Here is a 15336-nt window from a genome sequence, read left to right on the forward strand (position 1 = left end):
TTTCTGGAGTCTTTACGCATGCCCGCACACAACCCCTTCAAGGCCGCCCTCGCGGCGCGCCAGGCCCAGGTCGGGCTATGGCTCTCCATGGCCGATCCCTATCTGGCCGAGGTCTCCGCCACCGCCGGCTTTGACTGGCTGCTGATCGACGGCGAGCACGCCCCGAACGACTTGCGCGGAACACTTGCCGCGTTGCAGACCGTGGCGCCCTACCGTTCGCAGCCTGTGGTGCGCGTGGTGGCGGCTGACACGGCCCTCATCAAGCAGATGCTGGACATTGGCGCGAAAACCCTGCTGGTGCCGATGGTGGACACGGCCGACCAGGCGCGCGCCTTGGTCGCCGCCACGCGCTATCCGCCGCACGGCATCCGCGGGGTCGGCAGTGCCGTGGGACGCGCGTCGCGCTGGAGCGCCCGCGAGGACTACCTGGAAGTCGCCGACGATGAAGTCTGCCTGCTCGTGCAGGCAGAAACCGTTCAAGCGCTGTCGAACCTGGAGGCAATCTGCGAGGTGCCGGGCGTGGACGGGGTCTTTATCGGGCCGGCGGATCTGGCTGCGTCGATGGGTTATCGCGGCCGGCCCGGCCACCCGGATGTGCAGGCCCCGATCGAACGCGCCATGCAGGTCATCGTCGCGCGCGGCAAAGCCGCCGGCACCTTGACCTCGGACCCCGCCCTGGCGCGCCGCTACCTGGAGCTGGGCTGCACGTTCGTGGCGGTTGGCGTGGATGTCCTGCTCTATGCCAACAGCGCCCGCCGGCTGGCGGCCAGCTTTGACCGCGGCGCGCCCAGCGCTGCCGCCGCAGCGCCATCGGCCGCTTATTGAAGGCGCAAATCGGTCCGGTCCACCCGCCAATCTGATCTTGCGTGCCCACGCATTCAGGCATAAATTGATCGGTACGCTTTTCGATCGGCCATCACGGTTCGTCCGCCCGAATCGCGCGCGAAGGTTGTTTTCTATCTTTTGTTCCCCAAAGGAGCGATGCGATGCGAGTAAAACACCTGCTTGGCCCAGCGACCGTAGCCCTCTCGATGCTGTTCGGGTCGGCTGTCACGGCCGCACCCGCGGAGCCTGCCCCGATCGTCACGGGCAAGCACTGGACCGAATCCGACGCCAATCTCAAGAAGGCCTATCTGCTGGGCATGGCCAACGTCCTTGAGGTCGAAAGGGCCTATCAGCAACGCCGTGCCGTGCCGGATACCCAGACCCTGGTGCCCAAGTTCTCCATGGGTCTTCAGAACCAGACGCTGGACTCCGTGCGCGATACCGTCGACCGCTGGTATGCCGCCAATCCGAGCCGATTGGATCGCCCTGTCGTGGAGACGATCTGGTTCGAGATCGTCATGCCCGCCACGAAGACGAAACGCACCCCCTAGGAGCCGCCATGAAGACGATCCGCACGATAGGTCTGGCCATTGCGATGGCATCGCTGGCCGCATGCACCAATATGACCAAGGAACAGCAAGGCACCGTCACGGGCGGCTTGATGGGCGCCGCGGCGGGCGCCGGCATTGCCGCCATCGCGGGCGGCAGTGCCTGGACCGGCGCCGCCATCGGCGGCGCGGCTGGCGGTATCGCGGGCAATATCCGCGGCGCGAACCAGTAATCCGAGCGTCACCGGCCTGATCTTCCAGGTCCCGAACGCCGGCTCGCGTGCAAGCGCCAGCCGGCGTTCCTGCGTCTGGGCGCCGTGCCCTCTTCCATCCTCATCCCCTTCCGCCGCGCGCATGGCTACCCGCGGCGGCCAGAGGCTGCTACGCTTTGCGCCGCGACTTCACCCGGGCGATGCGGATGTTCCCTCAATGATGTACCTGCTGTGGTCCCTGCCGGCGCTGACCGTGATCGCCGCAATCGCGAGCGGGCGCGTCAACACCACCATTGCGGCGGCGATGGGCCTGTTGGGGGCCCTGCCCATCGCGCTGTTTGCGGCGCCTGCCCCTTTTGCGCCTTCGCAACTGGCCGTTGCGCTGGAACGCGGCCTCTGGATCGGATGGATCATCACCCCCTACATCCTGGGCGGCCTGCTGTTCTGGCAGATGGCGGCGCAGGGGCACGCATCCGTTGACGTGCCGGGCGCGGCACCCGGCGCCACGGCTGGCGGCGCGCCGGACGCGGGGCGCCCCGATGCGCTGGCGAAGCGCCGGCTGCTGTTCTTTGCCTGTTTCCTGATCGGCCCTTTCGCCGAATCGGCAACGGGTTTCGGCGTGGGCATGCTGGGCACCGTGATGCTGATCCGTCCGCTCGGCCTCAGAGCCCGCGAGGTCATGGTGTTTGCGCTGCTCAGCCAGACGCTGATTCCGTGGGGCGCGATGGGCAGCGGCACGCTCCTGGCTTCGGCCTATGCGCGCGTGCCGCCCACGCAACTTGCGCTCTACAGCATGGTGCCCGTCGCGCTGCTGATGGGCGTGTGGCTGGCGCTGTACTGGCGCACCGCCACGCGCGCGGGGTTGTCTGCGCCGGCCGCCGAGCGGGTCCGCGAGGCTGGCTGGATGGCCGCGAGCCTGGCCTTGCTGGCCGCTGCGACGGCGCTATTGGGACCGGAAACGGCACTGCTCGCCGCGTACGGACCGCTGATCGTGCTGCGCTTCCTGGCGGATCGCCGGCCCGGGCGCAGCGAGGCGCGGCGGGCAGCGCGCCGCGCGTTGCCCTACATCGCCCTTATCGCCTGGCTGGTCGCCACGCGGCTCGTGCCCGGCCTGAATCGCGGCCTGGCAGGCCTGGCGGCTTTGCGCCCGTATGCTGACCTGCCGCCGTGGATGCCGTTTCTGCACGCCGGAAGCTGGCTGATCGCCGGCGCCCTGGTCCTGGCCGCCTGGCAGCGACATCCGGGCGCGGTGAGGACGCAGGCGCGCGCCGCCTGGATGACCGGACGGCACGCCGTCATGTCCGTATTCCTGTTTGCCATGATGGCCGAGGTGCTGGCTGGCGCGGGCATATCGCGGGCCTACGCCGACGGCCTCTTTGCGAGCCTGCGCGACTGGACTATCCTGATCACGCCGCTGCTGGCCGGCGCCTTCGGCATCCTGGCCAACAGCGGCAACGCGCCAAACAGCCTGTTCATGCCATCCCAGCTATCATTAGCGCTTCAGGCTGGCCTGAGCGTGCCCGCAGCTGCCGCGCTGCTGCACGTTTCGGGCACGTCGATGGGGTTTTTTTCGCCGGTTCGGATGTCGATTGCGGCCGGTTTGGCGCATGGCCGGGGGCAGGAACGCGGCGTGTATGTTCTACTACTGCCGTTTGCCCTGGCCGCGTTCGGCATCCTGCTGTCGCTGGCGCTGCTCGTGGTCGTCTCCGGGTAGCGGATTTCACGGCGCAGGGACACGCTCGCCGCCTCAACCTTTTTTTTGTGTAGCACATGGGACTAGAACAATTAGCCGCGATCCGGGAATTGCTTATCAAGCAGTCGCCTGACAAGGCAGGCTCGAAAAACGAATCGCGTCCGCAAGGCACCGACAAGCCGCGCCGCCCGCAGGGCGCCGCCAAGGGTCCGCGTCCGCAGACCGGCGACAAGGCCAAGCGCGCGCAAGGCGGTGACAAGGGCCAGCGTGCGCCGCGTCCGGAAAAGCGCGAGACGCCGGTCGATCCCGTGGTCGTCGCCATTTCGCGCCTGCAACGGCACTTTCCCAAGGCCTTTCCCAAGAACCCCGCGCCCAAGCTGCCGCTCAAGCTGGGCGTGCTGGCGGACCTGGTGCAACACGCCGAGCAATTGCAGCTCGACGAGGCGCAGATCAAGGAAGCCGTCAAGACGTGGTGCGATGGCCGCCGCTACTGGGCCAGCATGGTCGAAGACGCGCCGCGCGTGGATCTGAACGGCGAACCCGCCGGCGCCGTGACGGCCAACGAAGCGCGCCACGCCAAGCGCATGGCATCGCGCAACGCGTCCCGCAACGCCGCGCGCGCCCGCGCCGAGAAAAAGGCCCAGGCGTCCGCCGAACAAACGCCGGCACCCGCTGCTGACGCCGCGCCTGCCGACGTGAAGCCTGCCGACGTGAAGCCTGCCGGTGTGCAATCCGCCGACGCGACTTCTATGGACACGAAGGCCGCAGATACGAAGGCCGCAGGCGCGACGCCCGCGGACGTCGCGTCCTCCGACGTCACGCCCCAAGCGTCCGAGTAAGCCCGCCAAACGCGATACAGGCCTGCGGCAGGCCGGGAAATCCATTCCCGGCCTGCCGCAGGCCTGTTTGCATCTGGCTAAAGGCTGCTAGGCCGCCGCTTCCAGCGCGGCGAGCGCCTGCTTGATGTATCCCATGCCCTGGTCCGAATAGGTCAGCGTCATGGCCTGTTGATGCCCCGCGCCATCCATCTTCAGCAGCGACTTGCGCAGGATCTCGACGATCTTGTCTTCGTGAGCGGGATAAAACGACTCGTACTGGTATTGCAAAAACACCAGGCACAGCGCGTTCTCCATCACCTGCACGTCCGGGTCCTGCTTGATTCCCTGCTTCATCAGGATCGCCGCCACGCGGTCGCAGTCCTCTTGCGGATAGCCGGCTTCCTGCATGATCTGTTGCGCGATTGCCGCGTGATGCCTGGCCAACGCCTTGCGCCACGTCAGGTAACCGATGCGGCCTTCAGGATAGCTGGCGCGCGCGATTTCCCAACGGCCGAGGTGCTGGCACCGGGACGCCAGGACCAGCGGCTCGGACGCGTGAGGCGCCAGCTTCATCACCCATTCGTGCAGCTTCTGCGCAAGAAACAGCTCCTGTGGACAGGATTGGCCTTCCCACGTGAACACATTGGGATCGGCGGCGTTGTACGCGTCGAAGCGGCGCAGGGTCTGCTGCAGGCGGTCGTTCATGGGATGTCGTTGTCAGGAAGCCCGGCGTGCGTTGGCCAAGGCGAAGTGGATCAGGTGCAAGGAAGCCATCATACCTGCGGCGTGTGGCCTTTTCGGATCTATCGAGGCAATGCCGGCGCGGGCGTCAGCGGGCCCACGGGGGCTTGGCCAGGCCGCGGCGGCATGGGCGGCAGCCATGTTCGCGTGGGAGGTTTAAGCCCCGGTTGATTCTGAGGCCGCACCGGCGTTTCCGTCGCGGGAGGATAGCGAGAGCCCGGGCATGACGTGCCCAGGCAGTCCCGATTGAGTTTGCCCGGGTCCACGATGCGCGGGCAGTCGGTGCCCAGACACGTGTCTGGTATGGTGCGCGCCGAGGCGGGCGGCTTTGGCGCCGTGGGCAGCGGATCGCGCGCGATTGCGGGCGCGCTTGCCAAGGCGGACAGCGCCGTCAGCGACCCCAAGGCCGCCGCGGCGAACAGGGATTTCATCGTTAGGCTCCACGGGAATCGGTCCAGACCGAAGCCCGGACACGATCCCAGTGTGCCCCCGAACGCCCGCCCCTAGCAAGGCGCGGGCCGGGCCGATCAATCCAGGCGGATGTCGGTGCTGGCAACGACCTTGGCCCAGCGGGCGCGCTCGCTGCCGAAGAACTGCGCAAGTTCCGCGGGGCTCTTGGTGACGATCTCGGCGCCCTGCTCGTTCAACTGCGCCGTGACGTCCGGCTGGGTGACGATCTGCGCCATCAGCGTCTGCAGTTGCGCGGCCACCGGGTCGGTCATGTTGGACGGGGCCATCACGCCCTGCCACGTGCCCGACTCGAAGCCCTTCACGCCCTGCTCGGAAATGGTCGGAATGTCCGGCACCAGCTTCATGCGCTCGCTCTTGGAAATCGCGATCGCGCGCAGCTTGCCGGACTTGATGTGCGGCAGCGTGGCCAGAAGCCCGTTCATGATGATCTGCGTCTGGCCGCCGATGGTGTCGGTGACCGCCTGCGAACCGCCCTTGTACGGCACGTATTCCCACTGCGCGCCGGTCGCCTGCTGAACCGCGACAGCCGCCAGGTGCGGCGCGCTGCCGATTGCGGTGACGGCAAAGTTGATGCGCTCTTTCTTGGACAGCTCGACCAGATCCTGCACGGTGTCGGCCTTCACGTCGGGATGCACGGCCAGCACGTGCGGCGAATACGCCAGCATGCCCACCGCGCGCAGGTCCTTGGACGGATCAAAGGTCAGCTTGGTGTAGACGGACGGGCTGATCGCCAGCGCGCCGACGTCGCACAGCAGCACCGTATGGCCTTCCTGAGCCGACTGCACCACCAGGCCGGCGCCCAGGTTGCCATTGGCGCCGGGCTTGTTCTCGACGACCACGGTCTGCTTGAGCACTTCGGCCAGCCGGGGCGCCAGGATGCGCGCGATGATGTCCGACGAGCCGCCGGGCGGGTAAGGCACCACGATGCGCACGGGGCGCGTCGGCCATTGCGCCGATTGGGCCCACGCCGGCACCAGCGGCGTCAGGCAAAGCGCCGCGGCGCTGCCCAGGAACTGTCTTTTGCTCGGGTTCATGCTGTCTCCACACTGATTGGTATGTGTGTTGAAGTGTCCCGCGGCCAGGTGAGGCCGCGGTGGGGATATGCCTACGCCGCGCCGCGGGTCTCCACGTACAGGGCATAGAGCGAATGGCTGCTCGCCATGAAAAGGCGGTTGCGCTTGGCGCCGCCAAAACACAAGTTGGCGCACCGCTCGGGCAGCCGGATGTGCCCAATGGGTTTGCCGGCGGGGTTAAAGACCATCACGCCGTCCAGCTCCTCGGCCTTGGCGTCGGCCGAGCCGTTGCTGCCCCAGCCGCACCACAGGTTGCCGGCCTCGTCGCACTTGATGCCGTCGATGGCGCCGGGGCCCTGCGCATCGACGTGCAGGCGCTTGTTCGTCAGCGCGCCGTCCGTGCCCACATCGAAAGCCCAGATCACGCGGTTGGGCTGGTGGCGGGACTCCACGATGTAGAGCACCTTTTCGTCGGGCGAGAAGCACAGGCCATTGGGCCCGGCCAGATCCGCCAGCGCCAGCGTCACACGGCCATTGGCCGGATCGATGCGATAGACCGAATGCGGGAGCTCAGGCGTGGCCTTGTCGCCCTCCCAGTGCCCGCCGATCCCAAACGGCGGATCCGTGAACCAGATGGCGCCATTGCGCTGGCAAACGATGTCGTTCGGCGAATTGAACGGCTTGCCGTCGAAGCGGTCGGCCAGCACCGTGATGCTGCCGTCGTACTCCGTGCGCGTGACGCGGCGCGTCAGATGCTCGCAGGCCAGCAGGCGGCCCTGGCGGTCGCGGGCAAGCCCGTTGCTGAAGTTGGACGGCTGGCGGAACACGCTGATCTCGCCCGTGGTCTCGTCCCAGCGCAGGATGCGGTTATTGGGAATGTCCGAAACCAGCAGATAACGCCCGTCCCCAAACCACACCGGCCCTTCCAGCCAGCGGAACCCGGTTGCCAGCTGCTCCACGCTGCTGCTGTAGATGCGGTACTTGGAGAATTCCGGGTCCAGGATCCGGACCGAGGGATCCGGATAGCGCTGCTGCGGGGTGAAACTGAATGACTGTGCGTGCACGAGGCTGGCGGGCCCCAGTGCGAGCGCGGCGCCCAGCAGCCGGCGCCGGCCGGCCTGGACTTGCGGGTCAATTTCCATCGGCTGTCTCCTCTCGGTGGTTTTCTTTTGCGATGGCGCTACGGACGGGACGGATCCGCGATCAGGTCACGGGGCCCGGATTGAACAGCGCCAGGGCGTTGTGCAGCTTGAGTTTTTCCGCACAGGTCTGCTTCTTGCCGCTGGCGACGTCCAGCATCATCTGAAAGAGCTGCCAGCCCACTTCCTCGATCGAGGCCTGGCCGGTGGCGATCACGCCCGCATCCACGTCCATCAGGTCGTGCCAGCGGCGCGCCAGCGCGGAGCGCGTGGCGACCTTGATGACCGGCACCTGCGCCAGCCCATAAGGCGTGCCGCGGCCGGTGGTGAAGATGTGAAGGTTCATGCCCGCGGCCAGTTGCAGCGTGCCGCAGATGAAGTCGCTGGCAGGCGTGGCCGCAAAGATCAGGCCCTTGCGTGTCAGGCGGTCGCCGGGCGACAACACACCGTGGATGGGCGAAGAACCGGACTTGACGATCGACCCCATCGCCTTTTCGACGATGTTGGATAGACCGCCCTTCTTGTTGCCCGGACTGGTGTTGGCGCTGCGGTCGGCCATGCCGCGCTGCAGGTACGCGTCATACCAGGCCATCTCCCGGATCAGCGCGTCGGCGACTTCGGGCGTTTCGGCGCGGGCGGTGAGCTGGTCGATGCCATCGCGCACTTCGGTGTTTTCGGAGAACATCACGGTGCCGCCGGCGCGCACCAGCAGGTCGGTCGCAAAACCCACGGCCGGGTTGGCGGTCACGCCGGAGAACGCATCGCTGCCGCCGCACTGCACGCCGACGGTCAGGTCGGATACCGGGCAGGTTTCGCGCTGGCGGGCGTTGAGCTTTTGCAGGTGGCGCTCGGCGGTGCGCATGATGAGCTGGATCATCGAATCGAAGCCGATGTTCTCTTCGTCCTGCAGCACGATCGTCTCCACGCCGTTGCCGCCCATGCCTTCGCCGGCGCGGATCGGAATGGCGGTGGGCGCCAAGAGGCGTTCAGGCTGCAGCTTTTCACAGCCCAGGCTGACCACCATGGAAGTACCGCCGAAATTCGGGTTGCGGGCGATGTTGTGCAGCGTGCGGATCGGAATCGCGGCGCCAGGCGCGTCGATGGCCACGCCGCAGCCGTAGGTGTGCTCGATGCCCACCACGTCGTCCACGTTCGGATACAGCGGCAGCAGTTCCCGGCGGATGCGCGCGACCGCATGTTCGACCACGCCCTGCACGCACTGCACCGTGGTGCTGATGGCCAGGATGTTGCGCGTGCCCACGGTGCCGTCCGCGTTGCGGTAGCCCTGGAACGTATAGCCCTCCAGCGGCGGCAGGGGCGTCACGCGCGTGGACACCGGCAGGTCTTCCAGCGTGCGCGCGGTCGGCATCGTCGTGACGCGCTCGTTGATCCAGCTGCCGCGCGGCAAGGACTTGGCGGCGTAGCCTACCACCACGTTGTAGCGTCTGACCTCATCGCCTTCGGCCAGATCGGTCAGGGCCACCTTGTGGCCTTGCGGCACGGCGTCCACCAACTGAAGCCCGTCGGGCAGAACGGTTCCGGCCGGCAAGCCGCCGTCGTTGGCCACGATGGCGACGTTGTCGTCGGGATGAATCTTGATGAGAACGGGCGTCTGCTCGACTGCAACCTGCATGCTGAATCCTTTTGCCTGATGGATGCCCCGCTGCGGGCACCGTACGTTATCGTACAACCAAGAGAATATCGCTGAAAGGCATCGGAAAGGAATTTCGGGTTTCCCCTTGTAAATGCCGCTTCCGCTGGGTGGACACCTTGAATCCGGCAAAATCATGTTGTACGATGACTCACCTTTTACCACCGCATCCCGTTCGCAAGCACCCTCTCCGCCTGCGACGGCCATTTTGGGATGAGCGCAACATGACGACTCCGCAGGAACTCAAGGCCATTGTTTCGGAAGGATTGCTTTCCTTCCCCGTGACCGACTTCGACCAGAACGGCGATTTCAACGCCAAGAGCTATGCAGCTCGTCTGGAATGGCTGGCCCCCTACGGCGCCACCGCCCTGTTCGCGGCCGGCGGCACCGGTGAGTTCTTCTCGCTGGCCCCCGAGGAATACTCGGACGTCATCCGCACCGCCGTCCAGACCTGCAAGGGCAAGGTCCCCATCCTGGCCGGTGCCGGCGGCCCCACCCGCACCGCCATCGCCTACGCCCAGGAAGCCGAGCGCCAAGGCGCCAAGGGCGTGCTGCTGCTGCCGCACTACCTGACCNGGCTCGTCTGGAATGGCTGGCCCCCTACGGCGCCACCGCCCTGTTCGCGGCCGGCGGCACCGGTGAGTTCTTCTCGCTGGCCCCCGAGGAATACTCGGACGTCATCCGCACCGCCGTCCAGACCTGCAAGGGCAAGGTCCCCATCCTGGCCGGCGCCGGCGGCCCCACCCGCACTGCCATCGCCTACGCCCAGGAAGCAGAGCGCCAAGGCGCCAAGGGCGTGCTGCTGCTGCCSCACTACCTGACCGAAGCCTCGCAGGACGGCATCGCCGCCCACGTCGAACAGGTCTGCAAGTCGGTCAACATCGGCGTCATCGTCTACAACCGCGCCCARTCGCGCCTGTCGGCCGACAGCCTGGCCCGCCTGGCGGACCGCTGCCCCAACCTGGTCGGCTTCAAGGACGGCATCGGCGACATCGARTCSATGGTCCGYATCCGCCGCAAGATGGGCGACCGCTTCTCGTACCTGGGCGGCCTGCCGTCTACTCGTCGGCCGTCTTCAACTTCGTGCCCAAGATGGCCATGGAGTTCTACAACGCCATCGCCGCCGGCGACAGCGACACCACCAACCGCCTGCTKGACGATTTCTTCCTGCCGTACCTGGAAATCCGYAACCGCAAGGCCGGCTACGCCGTCAGCATCGTCAAGGCCGGCGCCAAGCTGGTGGGCCACGACGCGGGCCCCGTGCGCGCGCCGCTGACCGACCTGACCGGCGAAGAAATGGAAATGCTGGACGCCCTGATCAAGAAGTCCGGGGCCGAGTAAGCCCATGCTTGCCTGATTGCCCAAACGCCCTCCCATGGAGGGCGTTTTGCTTATTGATGCAAAGAAAAGTTGGCGGAATCCGCCCCGTATGTTGTCATATGGCCCTCTCGCTTCCTGCGGCCGCGTCCTTTGCGCGTGGCCAATCCCGATGGGCCGGACACCCGCGAGGCATTCCAGGAACGCGTAAACTTGCGGCTGCGCCAAGGCTGCCACGCCTTGCCCGCAGCGATTTCCCATAAGAGAGACAATGCAAACTCCCGCCCGGCCTCCCCGCTCGCGCCTGACCGATTTCGTCATCGAGGAACTGACCAAGCGCCTTGATGCGCGCCAGTACCGCGCCGGCGACAAGCTGCCTTCCGAGCACGCGCTCTGCGACGAATTCGAAGTCAGCCGCACCGTCATTCGTGAAGCCGTGGCCTCCATGCGCCTGAGCGGGCGCCTGGTCAGCAAACCCGGCATCGGCGTCTTCGTCACCGAAGACCGCGAAAAACCCATCGATTTCGTCGTCGAACCCGCGACGGATCCGCGCTGGGCGCTGCACATCATGGAATTGCGCGCGGGTCTCGAAGTGGAAGCCTGTGGCCTGGCGGCCGAGCGCCGCAGCGCCTCGGACCTGAGCAGCATCGTGGAAGCCTTCGATGCCTTCAACCGCGCCACGCGCGACATGGAAGCGGCCGTGAAGGCCGACTACGAATTTCACCTGTCGATCGCCCGCGCGTCGAACAACCCGCACTTTCCGGCGCTGCTGAAGGCCGCGGTGCGCGACGTGATGCTGGATCTGAACATCAAGCACGGCGGCAAGACGCCCGAAGAACTTGAAACGTACGAAACCCGCAACGTGCGCGAGCACGAAGCCATCCTGACCGCCATCATGCGCCGCGATCCCGGTGCCGCGCGGGCCGCCATGGCCCGCCATCTGGGCGACAGCATTGCGCGCTACCGCAAGCTGCTGTCGCATCCGCCGGCGGCTTAATCCCGACGTTTACCCCCCTGCCCGTAATGCCAATTACGGGAATCCCCTTACTTGTTTACTTGTATGACGGCTGCCATCATACGTCTTATTGCATAACGTAATACGACGTTGGCCTCGTGACCGCCGGCGTCTTCCGCGACTGTAAGACCTGCCGTACCAGTGCCGCCGATGAGCCCGATTCCTACCCTCCGCAGTACGTATCTCCCCTACGCCACGCGCATCCACCGGCGCACCGCCTGACCGGCCCCGTCGGCCACCCTTCCTCCTTATTGCCTTACCCCGTCCGAATGCGCGACGCGCCCTCCCCGGCCTGCCGGGGCGGCGCCCGCACGCTTGGCCGTTTCCGTCCCTTCCGCTTTTCCTAACTTTTTTCGATCTCCAGGAGAAATCTCCATGCGCAAGTTTCTGAGCTCCGCCATTGCGGCGACCCTGCTGTGCGTTGCTTCCGGCGCGCAAGCCGGCGTGACCTTTGACGCCGTCAAGAAAAAGGGCTTCCTGCAGTGCGGCTTTGCCGGCATCCCCGGATTCTCGGTGCTCGACAGCAAGGGCGAATGGACCGGCCTGGACGTGGACATGTGCCGCGCCGTCGCCGCCGCCATGTTCGGCGACGCCTCCAAGGTGAAGGGCAATGTGCTGACCGCCCAGGCGAAGTTCACGGCGTTGCAGTCCGGCGAGATCGACATGCTGTCGCGCAACACCACGCAGACGCTGACCCGCGACACCACGCTGGGCCTGATCGGCGTGGGCGTGAATTTCTATGACGCCCAGGGCCTGATCGTGAAAAAGGCAATGAACGTCAAGAGCGTGAAGGAACTGGACGGCGCGACCATCTGCGTGCAGCCTGGCACCACCACCGAACTGAACCTGGCCGACTACTTCCGCAGCCGCGGCCTGACCTTCAAGCCGGTGCTGGTCGAGAACTACGACGAAAACTTCCGTCTGCTGGAATCGGGCCGCTGCGATGCCTACACCAACGACAAGTCCAACACCGCCGCCAACATGCGCACGCGCCTGGCCAACCCCGACGACTGGGAAATCCTGACCGAGAACCTGTCCAAGGAACCGCTGGGCCCCATGGTCCGCCAGGGCGACGAGCAGTGGTTCAACGTCGTGCGCTGGTCGCTGAACGCGATGCTGGAAGCCGAGGAATACGGCATCACGTCCAAGAACGTCGATGAAATGTTGAAGAGCACCAACCCCAACGTCCAACGCATCCTGGGCGTGACGCCCGGCATGGGCAAGAACCTGGGCCTGGACGACAAGTGGGCCTACAACATCATCAAGCAGGTCGGCAACTACGGCGAAAGCTATGACCGTGCGATGGGCAAGGAAAGCCCGCTCAAGCTGGACCGCGGGCTGAACAAGCTGTGGACGCAAGGCGGCCTGATGTACGGCTGGCCGGTGCGCTAACCCGCGGCCTACACGGCTCCGCCTTGCGCGGAGCCGTCTTTCATTTCCCCGGCGCGCGGGCCCGCCCCGCGCCAGATCACTCTTTACACAGCATCACCATGAACAGCATCGTCAACGCCCGACTCAAACAGATCAAACCCTCGCCCAGCATGGCCGCCAAGATCGTCGTGGACGAACTCCGCCGCCAGGGCCGCGAGATCGCCGACTTCACGCTGGGCGAGCCCGACATGCCCACGCCCGCGCATATCGCGCGCGCCGGCCAGGAAGCCATCGCGGGCGGCGACATCCGCTACACCAGCCCGAACGGCACCGTGGGCCTGCGCACCGCCATTGCCAACAGCCTCGAACAGACCCTGGGCGTGCGCTACGGCATGGACCAGATCACCGTGGGCGCGGGCGCCAAGCAGATCATCGCGGCCGCGCTGACGGCCAGCCTGGAACCGGGCGACGAAGTCATCGTCTGCGCGCCGTACTGGGTGTCCTACCCGGACATGGTGCTGCTGGGCGAAGGCAAGCCGGTCGTGGTGACCGGGCCCGAATCGCAAGGCTTCAAGCTGGATGCGGCCACGCTGGAAGCGGCCATCACGCCGCGCACGCGCTGGCTGATCCTGAATTCGCCCAGCAACCCCAGCGGCGCCGTCTACAGCGCGGACGAACTGCGCGCGCTGACCGACGTGCTGGTGCGCCATCCCCACGTGTGGATCCTGAGCGACGAGATCTACGCGCCCTTCACCTACAGCGGCCAGGCGCACGCTTCGCCCGTGCAGGTCGAACCGCAACTCATCGGCCGCACGCTCATCGTGAACGGCATGTCCAAGTCCTACGCCATGACCGGCTGGCGCGTCGGCTACGGCGCCGGCCCGGCCGATCTGATCAAGGCCATGAGCACCGTCATGTCGCAAAGCACGTCGTGCCCCAGCGCGATTTCGCAGGCAGCCGCGCAGGCCGCATTGGAAGGCGATCAGTCCAGCGTCACGGAAATGGTCGAGATCTTCAAGAAGCGCCGGGATCTCATCGTGAGCCGGCTGAATGCCATCCCCGGCATCTCGTGCGCCATGCCGGACGGCGCGTTCTACGTGTACGCCAACGTGCAGGGCCTGATCGGCCGTCAAGGCCCCGATGGCGAGCTGAAGACCGACCTGGACGTCAGCCTGTTCTTCCTGCGCGAGGCCGGCGTGGCCGTGATCGACGGCGGTTCGTATGGGCTGTCGCCGTACGTGCGCTTCTCGTTCGCGACCTCCACCGAGGTCATCGAACAGGGCATGGAGCGCCTGGCCGCTGCCGTCGGCGCGTTGATGGCGGGCTGAGCCGTGGCGCAGCATATTGCTCAACGCCCGGCGCCACGGCCGCCGCGCCGGGTTTCGTGGAATGACCCGGCCACGCGGGCGGTGGTGTACCAGGCGCTGGCCCTTGCGCTGGTCGGGGCCGCCGTCTGGTTCCTGGTGCACAACACGCTGCACAACCTGTCGCTACGCAACATCGCGACGGGTTTCGGCTTTCTGAACCGCGAGGCCGGTTTTGCCATCGGCGAAACCGTCATCGCCTATTCGCCCGCCGATACCTACGGGCGCGCCATCTTCGCCGGCATCCTGAACACGCTGCGCGTGGGGCTGCTGGCACTGGTGGCCGCGACCATCCTGGGCGTGTTCATCGGCATCGGACGTCTGTCCAAGAACTGGCTGGTCAACAAGATCACCTCGGTCTACGTCGAGGTGATGCGGAACGTGCCGCTCTTGCTGCAGCTCTTCTTCTGGTATGCGCTCATCACCGAGAACATGCCCGGGCCGCGCCAGGCGCACAACCCGCTGCCGGGCGTCTTCATCTCCAACCGCGGCCTGAAGGTGCCGGGGCTGGAAGGCGCGTCGCTGGACTGGGTGCTGGGCGGACTGGCGCTGGCCATCGTGGCAATCATCGCCGTGAGCCACTGGGCCACGAAGCGCCAGGAAGCGACGGGGCAGCCTTTCCGGCTGGGCCGCGTGGCCATCGGTCTCTTGATCGGGTTTCCCGTCATCGGGTGGCTGGCCAGCGGCGCATCGCTGACGCTGGACATGCCGGCGCTCAAGGGCTTCAACTTTGTCGGCGGCCTGACGCTGACGCCGGAGTTCGTCGCCCTCTTCCTGGGCCTGACCGTCTATACGTCCGCCTTCATCGCCGAAGTCGTGCGTTCCGGCATCCAGGCCGTCAACAACGGCCAGTGGGAAGCCGCCGGATCGTTGGGCCTGCCGCGCCGGCTGGTGCTGCGCCTGGTGATCCTGCCGCAGGCGCTGCGCGTCATCATTCCCCCGATGACGAGCCAGTACCTGAACCTGTTGAAGAACAGTTCGCTGGCAGTGGCGATCGGCTATCCGGACATCGTGTCTGTCGTGAACACCACGCTGAACCAGACCGGTCAGGCCATCGAAGGCATCCTCATCATCATGGCCGCCTACCTCACGGTCAGCCTGTCGATCTCGATATTCATGAATTGGTACAACAAGCGCATCGCGCTGGTGGAGCGTTGA

14 protein-coding genes and 1 pseudogene are annotated in these 15336 nt (G+C 66.3%); 11 read left to right on the forward strand and 4 right to left on the reverse strand.

Going from position 1 to position 15336, the window contains the following annotated elements; all coding sequences use genetic code 11:
- Positions 1-18: 18 nt before the first annotated feature.
- The 5 genes from hpaI to ASD87_RS05195 all read left to right on the forward strand — a co-directional run bounded on the left by hpaI (position 19) and on the right by ASD87_RS05195 (position 4117).
- Positions 19-825 carry a 4-hydroxy-2-oxoheptanedioate aldolase gene (gene hpaI, locus ASD87_RS05175; RefSeq protein ID WP_056318010.1) on the forward strand — a complete coding sequence of 269 codons (807 nt, stop codon included), beginning with the start codon at positions 19-21 and terminating at the stop codon, positions 823-825.
- Between the two features lie 161 nt (positions 826-986).
- Complete coding sequence (locus tag ASD87_RS05180) at positions 987-1376, forward strand: hypothetical protein (protein WP_056318013.1); 390 nt, start codon at positions 987-989, stop codon at positions 1374-1376.
- Positions 1377-1384: 8 nt separating this feature from the next.
- Complete coding sequence (locus tag ASD87_RS05185; RefSeq protein ID WP_056318016.1) at positions 1385-1606, forward strand: hypothetical protein; 222 nt, start codon at positions 1385-1387, stop codon at positions 1604-1606.
- 196 nt (positions 1607-1802) lie between these two features.
- The gene (locus tag ASD87_RS05190) at positions 1803-3299 is read left to right on the forward strand and encodes a hypothetical protein (RefSeq protein ID WP_056318019.1); all 1497 of its coding nucleotides are present in this window, start codon (positions 1803-1805) and stop codon (positions 3297-3299) included.
- Between the two features lie 56 nt (positions 3300-3355).
- Positions 3356-4117: a ProQ/FinO family protein gene (locus ASD87_RS05195; protein WP_235512604.1), complete on the forward strand. Its 762-nt coding sequence runs from the start codon at positions 3356-3358 to the stop codon at positions 4115-4117.
- Between the two features lie 87 nt (positions 4118-4204).
- Here the strand turns inward: ASD87_RS05195 and ASD87_RS05200 are convergent, their stop codons facing one another.
- The 4 genes from ASD87_RS05200 to garD form a co-directional block, all read right to left on the reverse strand.
- A complete protein-coding gene (locus ASD87_RS05200) occupies positions 4205-4801 on the reverse strand; it encodes a DUF4202 domain-containing protein (protein WP_056318025.1) in 597 nt (198 codons plus the stop codon).
- 563 nt (positions 4802-5364) lie between these two features.
- Entirely contained in the window at positions 5365-6342 is a 978-nt protein-coding gene (locus ASD87_RS05210; protein ID WP_056318030.1) for a tripartite tricarboxylate transporter substrate binding protein, read from the reverse strand.
- A 71-nt stretch (positions 6343-6413) separates the two neighbouring features.
- Entirely contained in the window at positions 6414-7463 is a 1050-nt protein-coding gene (locus ASD87_RS05215) for an SMP-30/gluconolactonase/LRE family protein (protein WP_056318032.1), read from the reverse strand.
- A 61-nt stretch (positions 7464-7524) separates the two neighbouring features.
- Positions 7525-9093 carry a galactarate dehydratase gene (garD, locus tag ASD87_RS05220; protein WP_056318035.1) on the reverse strand — a complete coding sequence of 523 codons (1569 nt, stop codon included), beginning with the start codon at positions 9091-9093 and terminating at the stop codon, positions 7525-7527.
- Between the two features lie 242 nt (positions 9094-9335).
- Between garD and ASD87_RS26855 the strand changes: the two genes are divergently transcribed.
- From ASD87_RS26855 to ASD87_RS05250, 6 genes and pseudogenes are all read left to right on the forward strand, one after another.
- Positions 9336-9686, forward strand: a 351-nt coding sequence (locus ASD87_RS26855) for a dihydrodipicolinate synthase family protein (protein WP_235512606.1), incomplete at its 3' end; no start/stop codon positions are given.
- A gap of 1 nt (position 9687) precedes the next feature.
- A pseudogene (locus ASD87_RS05230) lies at positions 9688-10452 on the forward strand (5-dehydro-4-deoxyglucarate dehydratase); the annotation flags it as partial.
- Between the two features lie 247 nt (positions 10453-10699).
- Positions 10700-11425 carry a FadR/GntR family transcriptional regulator gene (locus ASD87_RS05235; protein WP_056318037.1) on the forward strand — a complete coding sequence of 242 codons (726 nt, stop codon included), beginning with the start codon at positions 10700-10702 and terminating at the stop codon, positions 11423-11425.
- Positions 11426-11818: 393 nt separating this feature from the next.
- Positions 11819-12835: an amino acid ABC transporter substrate-binding protein gene (locus tag ASD87_RS05240; RefSeq protein ID WP_056318040.1), complete on the forward strand. Its 1017-nt coding sequence runs from the start codon at positions 11819-11821 to the stop codon at positions 12833-12835.
- Positions 12836-12933: 98 nt separating this feature from the next.
- On the forward strand, positions 12934-14142 hold the full coding sequence (locus tag ASD87_RS05245; protein WP_056318042.1) for an aminotransferase class I/II-fold pyridoxal phosphate-dependent enzyme: 1209 nt from the start codon (positions 12934-12936) through the stop codon (positions 14140-14142).
- Between the two features lie 3 nt (positions 14143-14145).
- Positions 14146-15336: an amino acid ABC transporter permease gene (locus tag ASD87_RS05250; protein WP_156403380.1), complete on the forward strand. Its 1191-nt coding sequence runs from the start codon at positions 14146-14148 to the stop codon at positions 15334-15336.

The sequence above is a fragment of the Achromobacter sp. Root170 genome, assembly GCF_001428165.1.
GTDB lineage: Bacteria > Pseudomonadota > Gammaproteobacteria > Burkholderiales > Burkholderiaceae_B > Achromobacter > Achromobacter mucicolens.